The sequence below is a fragment of the Pseudomonas sp. P4_C1 genome, assembly GCF_056402155.1.
Genome location: NZ_JBFUHY010000102.1, coordinates 1 through 13,823, shown reverse-complemented (window position 1 = coordinate 13,823; position 13,823 = coordinate 1). Strand labels below are relative to the sequence as shown.

Here is a 13,823-nt window from a genome sequence, read left to right as displayed (position 1 = left end):
GCCACAGGCTTCCATCACGATGGTGCAGGGCTCGAGATTTGCCAGGTGCTGCATGAGCGTTACCCGATTGAATTTTTTTCGGTACAGCTCGTGACCACGATCATCCTGTGCATGTAGATGAAAGGTGTGTTTTCCCAGATCGATGGCGGCAATAGCTACTTTGCTCATGGCAATGATCTCCGATAAGCCCCCTGTGAAAGCTTAGTGGTCGATCACAGGGGGCGGCGGGGGTAGCCATTTCATTAGGGAATGTGCCGTGTTCTGACAGCCCTGTTTAATAGCCGTCAGCCTTGTTTCCTGAAAGCCACACCGCCTTGCGTCGTTGCCTACAACTACGCCAGAATCCGCCGGCTTGTGCGTCTTGTACCCGGTCTTTATCGTTTCCCGGTCGCTGCAAATTCAGCGATCGGGTTTAGCGACCCGACCAGGTATAAGCGCAACAAGGCTCCAGTCTCTATTGCACATATTCGTGTGTTTGCAATTTTCGACATGGTGGCTGTGCGCGGGAGACCTTCGGGTCTGCCGGGTCTTATACCTCCCGGTTCGCTAACCTGCGTACAGCTGCCACCCTTACTTGTTTAGCGACGGGTTTTGGTGGTTTCACCAGGTATAAAGGAGCTTGACCATGTGCAAACCAACCCCGAATCCCCCACAATCCGACGACGTTTCCCCCTACGATTCGCTCGACTCCAAAAAGCTCCACGAGGCCGTCGACCGCGCACTGGATCACTACCTCAATCCTCCGAAAGACCCGGCACCGCCGCGCAACCCCAGCCCCCTGTTTGTCATCGCCCCCGGCATCAACACTGAAACGCTTTTGGCCCACGCCTGCGAATCCCTGGCCTCGGCCAGCATCATGGCCAGTGACCTTGCGGGGTTTTTGCAAAGCCCTCATCGCAACGCGCTGCTGGGGATTGCGCAGATCATCATGTTGGGCGAGCTGGCGGTGAACCGGGCGCTGGATAATCTCGACCCGCAGGAATAACCCGGTAGAAGCAACAACAAATAACCCTGTGGGAGCAAGCTCGCTCCCACAGGGTTCTATGTCGTTTGGTCGATCTCGGTCTTCCCGCAAACAGAGCACGTACATTCAATTTTTCCTCCCCCCGTCCCGGCACTATCGAATCCAGTCCCGGTGCATCGACGCCGGTAGTTTTTCATTTGTGTGGGTAGGCCATGGACGCTTCGCGACGCGATGATCGGGCGCAAGACTGGGGGCTGCTGTTTCTGCGGGTCAGCGGCGGGCTGTTCCTGTTGTGGGTGCACGGTTTGCCCAAGCTGCTGCACTACAGTGCCGAGTTGCAAAACATCGAAGACCCTTTCCACCTGGGCGCGAACCTGACGCTGGTGCTGGCGATTTTCGCCGAGGTCGTGTGCCCGCTGCTGATCGTCGGCGGGTTGCTGGCGCGTCTGGCATGTTTGCCTATTCTGTTTCTGCTGTGGGTGTCGATGTTGATCGTGCATCCAGAGTGGACACTTTTCGAAGGCCAGTTCGGCTGGCTGTTGCTGATTGTCTTCACCAGCATTTTCATCGCCGGGCCGGGACGGCTGGCGCTCAATGTCCGTTTCGCCGGAGCCTTGCGTTATGTCTGAATCCAATCGCCGTGAGCCGGCAAGTCCCGGGCCTGATGAGGTGGTGACCCTGATCGTCAAACACCGGGTCAAGGCCGGTTTCGAAGTGCCTTATGAAGCCTGGCTGCGCAACATCGTCAAGGTGGCCGCACTGAACGTCGGGCACCTGGGCGTGGATGTGGTGCGTGGCAAGAACGCCGGCCTCGACACCTACACCTGCGTGTTGCGCTTTTGCTCGACCGAAGCGATGCAGAACTGGCTCGACTCACCGCAACGCCAGGAACTRGTCGACCAAGCCGCGCCGATGCTCGCCGACGGCGACCAGACAGAGGTTAATCCGGTCAACGAGTTCTGGTTCTCGCCCCAGGCCGAAGCCGGGACGCCACCGCCGCGCTGGAAGCAGGCCGTGGTGACGCTGCTGGTGATCCTGCCGCACACCTTGCTGGTGCCGCTGCTCTGGGGGCCGCTGTTGCGGCTCAACGCCTTGCTCTCCAATTACGTGGTGGCCACGTTCCTGATCACCCTGACCATCGTGCTATCGGTGGTTTACATCTTCATGCCCATGGCGACGCGTCTGTTTGCGCCCTGGCTGTCTCCCGCTACTTTGCACGAGGAACCGTGATGAACGCCGATCTGATTCTGTTCAATGGTCAATTCCACACCGTTGACCGCGAAAAACCGCTCGCCAGTGCCGTGGCGATCAGCGACGGGCGTTTTGTCGCGGTGGGCAGCGATGCCCAGGCCATGGCCCTGCGGGGCTCGAACACCCAGGTGATCGACCTCAAGGGCCGCTGTGTGATTCCCGGGCTCAACGACTCGCATTTGCACCTGATCCGTGGTGGCTTGAACTACAACCTCGAACTGCGCTGGGAAGGTGTACCGTCCCTGGCCGATGCCTTGCGCATGCTCAAGGACCAGGCCGACCGTACGCCGACGCCGCAGTGGGTGCGGGTGGTCGGTGGCTGGAACGAATTCCAGTTCGCGGAAAAGCGCATGCCGACCCTGGCCGAGCTCAACCAGGCGGCACCGGACACCCCGGTGTTCGTGTTGCACCTGTACGACCGTGCCTTGCTCAACCGCGCCGCATTGCGCGTAGCCGGTTACACCCGCGACACGCCGAACCCGCCGGGTGGCGAGATCGTGCGCGACGCCAACGGCGAGCCGACCGGCATGCTGGTGGCGCGGCCGAACGCGATGATTCTGTACTCGACGCTGGCCAAGGGGCCGAAGCTGCCGCTGGAGTATCAGGTCAACTCGACCCGCCAGTTCATGCGCGAACTCAATCGCCTGGGCCTGACCAGTGCCATCGATGCCGGCGGCGGTTTCCAGAATTACCCGGACGATTACCAGGTGATCGAACAGTTGGCGAAGGATGAGCAACTGACCGTGCGCATCGCCTACAACCTGTTCACCCAGAAGCCCAAGGAAGAGTTGACCGACTTCAAGAACTGGACCGGTAGCGTGAAGCTGCACCAAGGCGACGATTACCTGCGGCACAACGGTGCCGGGGAAATGCTGGTGTTCTCGGCGGCGGACTTCGAAGACTTCCTCGAACCGCGCCCGGACCTGCCGCAAACCATGGAAGCCGAACTGGAACCAGTGGTGCGCCATCTGGTTGAGCAACGCTGGCCGTTCCGTTTGCACGCCACCTACAACGAATCCATCAGCCGCATGCTCGACGTGTTCGAGAAGGTCAATCGCGACATTCCGTTCAATGGTTTGCCGTGGTTTTTCGACCACGCCGAAACCATCACCCCACAAAACATCGAGCGGGTGAGGGCGCTGGGCGGCGGCATTGCGATTCAGGATCGCATGGCGTTCCAGGGGGAATATTTCGTCGAGCGTTACGGCGCGAAAGCGGCCGAAGCCACGCCACCGATCAAGCGCATGCTGGCCGAGGGCGTACCGGTCGGTGCCGGTACCGACGCGACGCGGGTGTCGAGCTACAACCCGTGGACTTCGCTGTACTGGATGGTCAGCGGTCGCACCGTCGGCGGCATGGAGCTGCACGCCGAAGGCCTTCCGCGCCTGACCGCGCTGGAACTGTTCACCCACGGCAGCGCCTGGTTCTCGTCGGAGCAAGGCAAGAAAGGCCAGATCAAGGTCGGGCAACTGGCCGACGTCGCCGCCCTCAGCGCGGATTTCTTCAGCGTCGATGAAGAGGCGATCAAGTGGATCGAGTCGGTGCTGACCGTGGTCGGCGGCAAGGTGGTGTACGGCGCCGGTGACTTTGAAAAACTCGGGCCGGCCAGCGTGCCGGTACTGCCGGACTGGTCGCCGGTGGTGAAGGTCCCGGGCCACTGGCGCCCGACCTCGCCAATGCAGGCCCAGGTTCACCATTGCAGCGGCCCGTGCGCGGTGCATTCACACAGCCATGAACGGGCGCGCCTGTCGAACGCGCCGGTCAGCGATTTCGCCGGTTTCTGGGGCGCCTTTGGCTGCTCGTGTTTTGCCTTCTGACTCTTTTAAAAAAGCGCCGGCCCAACAGGTCGGCGCTGACTGCAACAACCATCCATCAAGGAGTTTCCAATGAGCAACGTTCCGTACAAACGCCTGAACAAAGACGATGCCGTGGTATTGCTGGTCGACCACCAGACCGGTCTGATCTCGCTGGTACAGGATTTCTCGCCCAACGAGTTCAAGAACAACGTGCTGGCCCTGGGTGACATCGCCAAGTTCTTCAAATTGCCGACCATCCTCACCACCAGTTTCGACAGCGGTCCGAACGGTCCGATCGTGCCGGAACTCAAGGCGCAGTTCCCGGACGCGCCGTTCATTGCACGCCCGGGCCAGATCAACGCCTGGGACAACGAAGACTTCGTCAAGGCGATCAAGGCCACCGGACGCAAGCAACTGATCATCGCCGGTGTGGTGACCGACGTATGCGTGGCGTTCCCGACCCTGTCGGCCATTGCCGAAGGCTTTGAGGTGTTTGTGGTGACCGATGCTTCCGGCACCTTCAACACCACCGTGCAACAAGCGGCCTGGGCACGCATGTCGGCCGCCGGTGCGCACCTGCTGAACTGGTTCTCCGTGGCCTGCGAGCTGCAAGGCGACTGGCGTAACGACATGGAAGGCCTGGCCAACCTGCTTTCTGAGCGCCTGCCGAACTATCGCAACCTGATCAATAGCTACACCAAGTTTACGGCCAAATAAGACCAGTCAGTCGCTCCCACAAGGGATCCAGGCTGTTCACAGCTTTTGTGAATGACACAGATCCAGTGTGGGAGCGACGGCGCGGCGATCCGACCTGCTCGAGATGGAGGCGACGCGGTTTGCCGCGTCACCGGTTCAAGGCGTCACGATATTGAACTGCGGCGCGAAGGTATCGAGGCTGCTCATCAACTCCCCAAGCTTCTTGCCACTGCCTTGCAACTTGATCAGGCCTTTCTGGATCGCTGTCGGGATATCCAGTTGCTTGAGGCTGATCTGTTCCAGGGTTGCCTTGGTCATGGTCACGCTGGCGTCCGCCTGGGGATTGAGCCCGGCACGGTGGGTCAGCACACCATTGCGCAGGGTCAGGTTGAAGTCCTTGTTCTGATCCTCGAAGGTCCAGTTCAGGGTCAGGTCATGGCCTACAGCCTTTTCACTGTCCAGGCGCACCGCCAGGAAGTCGAAGAACATCTGTGGGCTCATCGCCCGCACCATGTCCACCGATACCGAACTGCTCGCTTGGGGTGGCACGCCGTTGCGCAGTTCCATGGCGCCGGTCAGGTACATGTTGCGCCAGGTGGCGTTTTCGCTTTGATAGCCCATTTGCTCCAGCGCCTCGGCCTGGGCTTTGCGCGCATCGCCGTTGTCCGGGTTGGCGAACAGCAACTGATTGCCCAGTTGCGCGGCCCAGCGGTATTCACCCTTGGCCATTGCCGCCTGCATTTTCCCCAGCACGGCCGCGTCGCCGCCCATGGCTTCGACCGAACGCTTGGCCGTTTCTACCGGTGGCAGTGGATTGAGGTTGGCCGGGTTACCGTCATAGAAACCCATGTAGCGCTGATACACCGCGCGGGTGTTGAAACTCAGCGAGCCGTAGTAGCCACGGGTGTACCACTTCTGGTCCAGGCTGCCGGGCAGTTTCTTGATCGAGTCGGCGATTTCCAGCGACGTCAGGCCCTGATTCAGCAAGTGCAGGGTGCGGTCGTTGAGGAAGGCGTACATGTCGCGCTGGTCGGCGAGGAAGGTGCGGATGCGCTCGCCGCCCCAGGTCGGCCAGTTGTGCTGGGCGAACAACACATCGCTCTTGTCACCGTAACGCGCCAGGCTGCTGTCCAGGTACTCGGCCCAGGCCTTGGCGTCACGCACTTGCGCGCCGCGGGGGGTGAGGATGTTGTGCATCATTTGCGTGGCGTTTTCTGCCATGCACAAGGCGCGCAACTGCGGCAGATACAGGTTCATCTCCGCCGGCGCCTCGGTGCCCGGGGTCAACTGGAACTCCACGTCGAGGCCGGCGATGGTGCGGGTTTCCAGTTCTTTGTCGATCAGGTCGGTGGGCGGGATCAAGGTGACGGTGCCGCCGCTCGGCGTGCTCTTGCCCAGGCCGGCATCGACCTGGCCTTTTTCGCCACGGGGCAGCAGGCTGCCGAACTGGAACTGCGCGCGGCGACTCATGGCGTTGCCAGCGTAGACGTTCTCGCTCATCACGTGTTCCATGAACCCGGCGGGGGCGAACACCTTGACCTTGCCGGCCTTGACGTCGGCCTCGTCGATGACCCCGCGCACGCCACCGAAGTGGTCGACGTGGGTATGGCTGTAGATCACCGCCACCACCGGTTTGTGCGGGCGGTTCTGGTAGTACAGGTCCAGTGCTGCCTTGGCAGTTTCGGCCATGGTCAGCGGGTCGATGATGATCAGCCCGTCGTCGCCTTCGATGATGGTCATGTTGGCCAGATCGAGGCCGCGAACCTGATACAGCCGTGGGCTGACTTCGAACAGTCCGGCATGGGCGCTGAGCTGGGCCAGGCGCCACAGGCTCGGGTTGACCGACTCCGGGGCCTGGTCTTTGGCGAGGAAGTCATAGGCCTGGATATCCCAGATGACCTTGCCCGAGGCGTCCTTGACCTGGCCCTTGAAGGGCGCGATCAAGCCTTTGGTGACCGACTCGTAGTCGGTGCGGTCGGTGAAGGGCAGTTGTTGCAGTACGGCGGCGTTACTGGCCGTGGTTTGCGGGCTGGCCGCGACCGGTGCGTCGGCGGCGACCACCGATTGCGCAAGGCAGGCAGTGATTAGGCAAGCGAGCAGCCCATGAGGGCTCAAGGTGAAACGAGGCATGGCGTCTCCGTTTTTTATCGTTATGGTCAGACCAGCTTCGAGGGTAGGGCGGCACTCGGGCAGGGCGATCATCAGCAACGGACAAAAACCATTCAGGACCGCTATCCTTGGGCCACGCATACCCAACAGGTTGACCCATGCTCGAAGTCCATGGCGTTTTCAAAAGCTACGCCACCCCGCAGGGGCCGCTGCCGGTGCTGCAAGGCGTCGACCTGACGCTCAGGCCCGGCAGCAGCCTGGCGCTGATGGGCGAGTCGGGCAGTGGCAAAAGCACCTTGCTGCACCTGATCGCCGGGCTGGACAGGATCGATCGCGGCAGCATTCGCAGTGGCGGGCATCGTCTGGAACAAATGAATGAAGGGCAACTGGCGAACTGGCGCCGTACGGAAATCGGCCTGGTGTTCCAGCAGTTCAACCTGATCGGCAGCCTGCGGGTCGAAGACAATCTAGCGATTCAGGCGCGTCTGGCGGGGCGCCATGATCCGCACTGGCAGGCGCATCTGGTGCAGCGCCTGGGCTTGGGCGAGCTGCTGCGGCGCTACCCGGAGCAACTGTCCGGCGGCCAGCAGCAACGGGTTGCGCTGGGCCGGGCGCTGGCGTCGCGCCCGCCATTGCTGCTGGCCGACGAGCCCACCGGCAGCCTCGATGAAACCACCGCCGCCGAGGTGTTGCAGCTGCTGCTGGAGTTGCTCGACGACAGCCCCACCAGCCTGTTGATGGTCACCCACAGTCCGGGGGTGGCGGCACGGCTGGCAGAAAAGGCGCTGCTGTGCGGCGGTCGCCTGGCCGGTGCGGGAGAGCGCTGACATGCGCATTTTCAGCGAAACCCTGCGCGCGCTGCTCAGCCACTGGCGGCAGCATCCGGTGCAGTTTTTCAGTGTACTGACCGGGTTGTGGCTGGCTACCAGTCTGCTGACCGGCGTCCAGGCACTCAACAGCCAGGCCCGCGACAGCTATGCCCGCGCCAGTCAGTTGATCGGCGGCGAACCCCAGGCCAGCCTCGTTGCGCCCGGCGGCGGCACGTTCCCGCAGCAATGGTTTGTCGATCTGCGCCGAGCGGGGTGGCCGGTGTCACCGGTACTGCAAGGGCGAGTCACGCTCAAGGGCCATGAAGAGCAGCGCTTGCAGTTGATGGGCATCGAGCCGGTGTCGCTGCCGGCGGGCGCGGCGGTGGCCGGGCAGGCCCTGGCGATTGAACAGGTGGTCGATTTTTTCAGCCCGCCGGGCACTACCTGGATATCGTCGCAGACCTTGCAGGCACTGGGTTTGCGTGAGGGTGACCGGCCCTTGAACCTGGCGGGCATGGCGCTACCACCGCTGCACATTCAAGCCGATATGGCGCCCGGGGTACTGCTGGTGGACATCGGTTTTGCCCAGCAGACTCTGGGGATGCCGGATCAGTTGTCGCGACTGCTGTTACCGAAGGATTTCACCGCACTGCTGCCGGATTCGCTCAAGGGGCAGCTGCAACTCAGGCGCGCCAGCGAAGAAAACAACCTGGCGCGCCTGACCGAAAGCTTTCACCTGAACCTCGATGCCCTGGGGGTGCTGTCTTTCGTGGTCGGCCTGTTTATCGTGCACGCCGCCATCGGGCTGGCATTGGAGCAACGCCGAGGCTTGCTCCGGACCCTGCGTGCCTGCGGCGTGAGTGCGCGGATGCTGATCGCTTGTCTCGCCGTCGAATTGGGTGGGCTGGCCCTGATCGGCGGTGTAGCCGGGGTGGTCAGCGGCTACCTGCTGGCCGGTGTGCTGTTGCCCGATGTCGCCGCCAGCCTGCGTGGCTTGTACGGCGCCGAAGTGGCGGGACAGTTGAGCCTCAGCCTGTCGTGGTGGTTCAGCGGTATCGGCTTGAGCCTGATCGGCGCGTTGCTGGCCGGTGCCGGCAGCCTGCTGCGGGCGGCGCGCTTGCCCTTGCTGGCGCTGGCCGACCCGCAAGCCTGGCATCAGGCCCATGCCCGCTGGTTGCGACGCCAGGGCGGGGTGGCGGCAATGGCCGGGGTGATCGCGCTGCTGGCGTTGATTTTCGGTGACAGCCTGGTCATTGGCTTCGTGTTGATGGCGGCACTGTTGATCGGTGCTGCACTGGCACTGCCGGTGGTGCTCAGTTCGCTGCTCAGTCTCGGTTCGCAGCGCAGTCGCTCGGTGCTCGGCCAGTGGTTTGTCGCCGATTGCCGCCAGCAACTGCCGGCCCTGAGCCTGGCGTTGATGGCGCTGCTGCTGGCCATGGCGGCGAATATCGGAGCCGGCAGCATGACCGCGGGGTTCCGCCAAACCTTCAGCGACTGGCTTGAGCAACGGCTGACGGCCGAGCTTTACCTCAACCCACAGAACCCGGCGCAGTCCAGGGAACTGCACAGCTGGCTCAACCAGCGGCCGCAACTGGCGGCAGTGCTGCCCAACTGGCAGGTGTCGATCCAGTTGCAGGGCTGGCCGACGGACCTGTCCGGGATCATCGACCACCCGACCTATCGTCAGCACTGGCCGCTGCTCGAAGCCTTGGGTGACAACCCTTGGGAGCGACTGGCCAAGGACGATGCGGTGATGCTCAGTGAGCAACTGGCCCGGCGCCTGCGCGTGCAGCTCGGCGATCACCTGACGCTGCCGACGCCCACCGGCCCGTGGTCGCCGCGGATCGTCGGGATCTACGCCGACTACGGCAATCCCAATGGCCACATTCTGGTCAATATCAATCACCTCCAGCGCGGCTGGCCGCAATTGACACCGAGCCGCTTCAACCTGCGCATCGAGCCGGCGTCGATCCCGGCGTTCGTCGCGGCATTACAGGCGCGTTTTACCCTGGACGACAGCCGCATCGTCGATCAGGCGCGGCTCAAGGGCTGGTCCACGCAAGTCTTCGAACGCACCTTCGCCGCCACCGCCGCGCTCAATAGCCTGACGCTGTGCGTGGCCGGGGTGGCGCTGTTCATCAGTCTGTTGACCCAAAGCCAGAGCCGTCTCGGGCAACTGGCGCCGCTGTGGGCACTGGGGGTGACACGTCGGCATTTGATGTTGCTCAACCTCGGGCAAACCTGGCTGCTGGCGCTGCTGACCCTGGTGCTGGCGTTGCCGCTGGGCATCGCCCTGGCGTGGTGCCTGGACACGGTGATCAACGTGCAGGCCTTTGGCTGGCGCCTGCCGTTGCGGGTGTTTCCATGGCAACTGTTGCAACTGATGGGTCTGGCGCTGGTGGCGACGCTGCTGGCCTCGGCCTGGCCGTTGTACCGTTTGTACCGCACACAACCGGCGGACCTGCTGCGGACGTTTGCCCATGAAGATTAAAGCCTGCGTGTTGCTCCTGGCGCTGCTAGCGAGCGGTTGCGATCAACCGGCACCGCTGGAAAAGGGTTTTGCCGGGCTGGGCAACCAGGCCGCTGCGTTCGCCCCGGTGGTGCCCGGTCGGGTGTTCAGCTTCCCGGCGGATCACGGCCCGCACGACGGCTTTCGCATCGAATGGTGGTACGTCACGGCCAACCTGAAGGACGCTCAGGGGCATGAGTTCGGCGCGCAATGGACGTTGTTCCGCAGTGCCTTGAAAGCCACCCCCGAGGTGGCGGGTTGGCAGAATCAGACGATCTGGCTCGGTCACGCGGCGGTGACATCGGCAACGGTGCATCACGCGGCTGAACGCTATGCCCGTGGTGGCGTCGGTCAGGCCGGTGTCAGCGTCGCGCCGTTCAATGCGTGGATCGACGACTGGCAGTTGCGCAGCCAGGCGACTGCCGATGACCCGTTAGCCGACCTGCAGCTCAGTGCTCGTGACCGGCGTTTCAGCTACCGATTGCGGTTGACCTCGACAGGTCCGCTGGTGCTTCAGGGGGACCAGGGGTTCAGCCAGAAATCCGAGCAGGGTCAGGCCTCGTATTACTACAGCCAGCCGTTTTTCCAGGCCAGCGGTACGCTGGACATCGACGGCCAGACCTTTCAGGTCAGTGGCCCGGCCTGGCTTGACCGCGAATGGAGCAGCCAGCCCCTGACAGGCAATCAGACCGGTTGGGACTGGTTCTCCCTGCACCTGGACAGCGGCGAGCAGGTGATGCTGTATCGCATGCGGCAAAAGGACGGGGAGCCTTACCTCACCGGCACCTGGATCGACGCCCGGGGCCAGACACAATTGCTGCACGCCGGCGACATCAGCCTCACGCCACAAGACACCGCCCGCGTGGCTGGACGCGAGATACCTGTGCGCTGGTCGATCAAGATCCCCGCCAGGCATCTCGATATCGCCATCACCGCGCTCAATCCCCAGGCCTGGATGGACTTGCGCATTCCGTATTGGGAAGGCCCGGTGCGCCTCAGTGGCAGCCATGCAGGGAGCGGATATCTGGAAATGACCGGGTACTAGTGCCCTGCGCCACGAAAATCATCCACCCGCCGCGACCACTCGCCGAACAGCGTCTATGCTCTTCGCACACATGGCGTTGAGCCCGGTTTCAACGCCGTTTGTTGCCATCAATCACAGGGAAAGTTCTGTCTATGAAACGCCACGCACTGACCAAAGCCATCATCCTCGCAACCTTGCTGTCTGCCGCCAGTTTTGGCGCAGTTGCCGCCGATATCCCGTTGTCCGAAGTCGTGGTGGCTGATCAGGTCACCACCACCGTCGTTTCGGTTGATGCCGCGAATCATTCCGTAGTCCTTAAAGGCCCGCAGGGTAATGAGTTCCCTGTGCAACTGACCGACAAGGCGAAAAACCTCGGCAATCTCAAGGCCGGCGATTCAGTCGATATCAGGGTCACCAGCGCCGTTGCAGCCTACCTCGACACCGATGTCGACAAAGGCCTGCCCGGCACCGCCGAAGCCACCGGCGAAATGCGTGCTGCGCCAGGTAGCGCCAACCCTGGCGGCGAAGCTTATCGTCAGGTGAAAGTGCAGTTGAAAATCACCCACATTGACGTGAAAAAACACCAGGTGACCTTCGAAAACCCGGAAGGCCAGTCCAAGACCGTCGACGTCAAACGCCCCGAGGTCCAGGCCAAACTCAAGGACTTGAAAGTCGGGCAAAGCGTGAACGTGGTTTATACCGATATATTGACGGTGACCAGCAGGCACTAATATTGGGTAATGGCTCTATACGGGCTGATTATTTTTGTACAAGTTTTGTATAGGAATAATCAGCTCGTATGGTCGAACTGGTGAGTTTGTGGCTCGGTGCGGGATAGGATTTAAGTCGACATTTTATTACATATGGTGTCGATAAATTTCATCTTTACCGCACGGACATATTTAGCCACTTCTACTAAAATATTTTCCGTTCGCCCAGTGCAAGGCTCTTTACCAGTGCATGGATTGCCGAGGCCAGTGCACTGGGCGAACACTTTTTTGCTGTATTGAAAGTTTCGGATATAAAAAAAACGGGCGACCAACAGGTCGCCCGTTTTTTTATTGAGCGGTGAGAAGTCGTTCAGTCATGTTTTTTATTGATTTGAACGACATCGGCCAACGCCGCGAAACACTGCTCGATCGAACGCCGCTGGCTGTCGGCATACAGCTCCAGTTCATCGATCGTCGGCCGCCCCAGAGCCTGTTCGAAGGCTCGCTGGTTGGCGTGCACGCCGTAACGGGTCTGCGCCGCATCCCCAAGGTTCGACTGGAAAATCCCCGCAGCGCTGACCGGCAGGAAGTCTTCGTAGACCAGCGGTTCAACCCGCAGGCAACCGCTGCCGAGCAAGTCTTCCAGGGCGGCGTTTGTCAGGTCACCCGCCGCCAGGCCTTTTTCCGTCACGAAGTAGCGGAAATAAGCCAGGCCCTGTTGGCGCATGTCTTCCCAGGTGTCAGGGAATTCGTTGAAGTGCTGCGCCATGAGTGCGTTGTATCGCGCAGCGTTGGCTTCGTTGGGGAAGTCCTTGAGTTCGTCCCGCGCGGCATTGAGCAAGCGGTCGTACAGTGCCCGGCCTTTGGGCGTGAGGGCGGCACCGCGCTGTTCGATTTCGCCGAAACGGGCGCTGTGACTGCCGCGAGCCTGGTTTTGATCGGTGAAGGCAATCGGCTCGTCCAGGGCCTTGAAACTGGTCTGGCGCAACAGGATCGGGCATTGGCGGCGGGGCGGGCCTTCGATCACCGCCTTGGGGGTGATGCCGTGGGCCGGCATTTGCGCCTGGACGATGTCGATGTCCAGGGTCCGTGGTGTCAGGTGGTTGATGTGCGGGCCCTTGAACGCCACCACGTCGGCGATCAGGCGATGCTGGGCGCTGAGTTGTCGATACTGCTCGGCAGTGACGGTGGCGCTGTGGTGCCAGCGAAACGTTTCCAGGGCCTGTTCGACGAACGCCAGGGCTTCCTGCTCGGTCAGCCCACCCCGGGATTCGGCACGTTCGATGAGGGAGAGGGCCGTGGGGGTGAAGATCGAGCGCCGGTCGAGCATCGACTGGGCGAACGCTCGCAGCTCCAGGTCTTCGATCAATTCCAGGCGCAACAGCGAGGTGAATACTCGAAACGGGCTGACCTGCAACGCCGCTTCATGCACCGCGCGAAAAGCCGTGGAATGCACCGGCACACCGGCCGGTGTCAGGTCGTAGTAACCCACCGGTTGCATGCCCATCACCGCGAACAGGCGGGCGAGTGTCGCCAGTTCATCGGTCGTACCGACGCGGATCGCCCCATGACGCTCCAGGTCCAGGCGCTCGATTTCGCCGGTGCTGGTGAGCTGCTGCAGGATTTGCCGATCGCTGTCCAGTACGTGACGGTTGGTCTGCTCCACCAGTTCCATCAACGCGCCGTACAACGGCACTTCCTCGCGATACATGTCGGACATCGCTTTGGAGAAGCGTTGGCGGATCAGGTCAGGGCTGACGAAGCTCGGGTGGTTCATGAACAGGATTCCTGGCGCGGTGACGTAAAGGATGGACAAAAGATCGCAGCCTTGCGCGACGCCGACAAACGAAGTTTCTGACGAACTTCATTCTGCAAAGGACTGTTAGGGGGCGTTCTCAATTAGTTTCCCTACCGCGCCGGGTCTGCTGTTGTGCAGGGCAAGGCGCGAGAAGCGG

11 protein-coding genes and 1 pseudogene are annotated in these 13,823 nt (G+C 61.9%); 9 read left to right on the top strand and 3 right to left on the bottom strand.

The window, feature by feature from the left end:
- Positions 1-168, bottom strand: a pseudogene (locus AC1DU9_RS27925) (IS110 family transposase); the annotation flags it as partial.
- Positions 169-625: 457 nt separating this feature from the next.
- Here AC1DU9_RS27925 and AC1DU9_RS27920 point away from each other — a divergent pair.
- From AC1DU9_RS27920 to ycaC, 5 genes are all read left to right on the top strand, one after another.
- The gene (locus AC1DU9_RS27920) at positions 626-985 is read left to right on the top strand and encodes a DUF6124 family protein (protein WP_223463067.1); all 360 of its coding nucleotides are present in this window, start codon (positions 626-628) and stop codon (positions 983-985) included.
- A 191-nt stretch (positions 986-1,176) separates the two neighbouring features.
- Positions 1,177-1,593 (top strand): DoxX family protein, encoded by a 417-nt coding sequence (locus AC1DU9_RS27915; RefSeq protein ID WP_223463066.1) that lies wholly within the window; start codon positions 1,177-1,179, stop codon positions 1,591-1,593.
- The gene (locus tag AC1DU9_RS27910; RefSeq protein WP_223463065.1) at positions 1,586-2,194 is read left to right on the top strand and encodes an antibiotic biosynthesis monooxygenase; all 609 of its coding nucleotides are present in this window, start codon (positions 1,586-1,588) and stop codon (positions 2,192-2,194) included. Before AC1DU9_RS27915 ends, AC1DU9_RS27910 begins: the two co-directional genes overlap by 8 nt.
- Positions 2,194-4,032: an amidohydrolase gene (locus AC1DU9_RS27905; RefSeq protein WP_223463064.1), complete on the top strand. Its 1,839-nt coding sequence runs from the start codon at positions 2,194-2,196 to the stop codon at positions 4,030-4,032. Before AC1DU9_RS27910 ends, AC1DU9_RS27905 begins: the two co-directional genes overlap by 1 nt.
- 69 nt (positions 4,033-4,101) lie before the next feature.
- The gene (gene ycaC / locus AC1DU9_RS27900; RefSeq protein WP_095942850.1) at positions 4,102-4,728 is read left to right on the top strand and encodes an isochorismate family cysteine hydrolase YcaC; all 627 of its coding nucleotides are present in this window, start codon (positions 4,102-4,104) and stop codon (positions 4,726-4,728) included.
- A gap of 135 nt (positions 4,729-4,863) precedes the next feature.
- Here the strand turns inward: ycaC and AC1DU9_RS27895 are convergent, their stop codons facing one another.
- Positions 4,864-6,837 carry an alkyl/aryl-sulfatase gene (locus AC1DU9_RS27895; protein WP_223463063.1) on the bottom strand — a complete coding sequence of 658 codons (1,974 nt, stop codon included), beginning with the start codon at positions 6,835-6,837 and terminating at the stop codon, positions 4,864-4,866.
- A gap of 137 nt (positions 6,838-6,974) precedes the next feature.
- Between AC1DU9_RS27895 and AC1DU9_RS27890 the strand changes: the two genes are divergently transcribed.
- The 4 genes from AC1DU9_RS27890 to AC1DU9_RS27875 all read left to right on the top strand — a co-directional run bounded on the left by AC1DU9_RS27890 (position 6,975) and on the right by AC1DU9_RS27875 (position 11,889).
- Entirely contained in the window at positions 6,975-7,643 is a 669-nt protein-coding gene (locus tag AC1DU9_RS27890; RefSeq protein WP_223463062.1) for an ABC transporter ATP-binding protein, read from the top strand.
- A 1-nt stretch (position 7,644) separates the two neighbouring features.
- On the top strand, positions 7,645-10,116 hold the full coding sequence (locus AC1DU9_RS27885; protein ID WP_223463061.1) for an ABC transporter permease: 2,472 nt from the start codon (positions 7,645-7,647) through the stop codon (positions 10,114-10,116).
- On the top strand, positions 10,106-11,179 hold the full coding sequence (locus tag AC1DU9_RS27880) for a lipocalin-like domain-containing protein (RefSeq protein WP_477811097.1): 1,074 nt from the start codon (positions 10,106-10,108) through the stop codon (positions 11,177-11,179). Before AC1DU9_RS27885 ends, AC1DU9_RS27880 begins: the two co-directional genes overlap by 11 nt.
- Before the next feature lie 131 nt (positions 11,180-11,310).
- Positions 11,311-11,889, top strand: coding sequence for a hypothetical protein (locus tag AC1DU9_RS27875; protein WP_477811096.1), 579 nt, complete (start codon positions 11,311-11,313; stop codon positions 11,887-11,889).
- A gap of 349 nt (positions 11,890-12,238) precedes the next feature.
- Here AC1DU9_RS27875 and hglS read toward each other — a convergent pair whose 3' ends face one another.
- Positions 12,239-13,645 (bottom strand): 2-oxoadipate dioxygenase/decarboxylase HglS, encoded by a 1,407-nt coding sequence (gene hglS / locus AC1DU9_RS27870; protein ID WP_457266347.1) that lies wholly within the window; start codon positions 13,643-13,645, stop codon positions 12,239-12,241.
- Positions 13,646-13,823: the final 178 nt, after the last annotated feature.

Coding starts and splice junctions, on each gene's coding strand:
- AC1DU9_RS27920 (WP_223463067.1), top strand. CDS start 626: ATGTGCAAACCAACCCCGAATCCCCCACAATCCGACGACGTTTCCCCC.
- AC1DU9_RS27915 (WP_223463066.1), top strand. CDS start 1,177: ATGGACGCTTCGCGACGCGATGATCGGGCGCAAGACTGGGGGCTGCTG.
- AC1DU9_RS27905 (WP_223463064.1), top strand. CDS start 2,194: ATGAACGCCGATCTGATTCTGTTCAATGGTCAATTCCACACCGTTGAC.
- ycaC (WP_095942850.1), top strand. CDS start 4,102: ATGAGCAACGTTCCGTACAAACGCCTGAACAAAGACGATGCCGTGGTA.
- AC1DU9_RS27895 (WP_223463063.1), bottom strand. CDS start 6,837: ATGCCTCGTTTCACCTTGAGCCCTCATGGGCTGCTCGCTTGCCTAATC.
- AC1DU9_RS27890 (WP_223463062.1), top strand. CDS start 6,975: ATGCTCGAAGTCCATGGCGTTTTCAAAAGCTACGCCACCCCGCAGGGG.
- AC1DU9_RS27885 (WP_223463061.1), top strand. CDS start 7,645: ATGCGCATTTTCAGCGAAACCCTGCGCGCGCTGCTCAGCCACTGGCGG.
- AC1DU9_RS27880 (WP_477811097.1), top strand. CDS start 10,106: ATGAAGATTAAAGCCTGCGTGTTGCTCCTGGCGCTGCTAGCGAGCGGT.
- AC1DU9_RS27875 (WP_477811096.1), top strand. CDS start 11,311: ATGAAACGCCACGCACTGACCAAAGCCATCATCCTCGCAACCTTGCTG.
- hglS (WP_457266347.1), bottom strand. CDS start 13,645: ATGAACCACCCGAGCTTCGTCAGCCCTGACCTGATCCGCCAACGCTTC.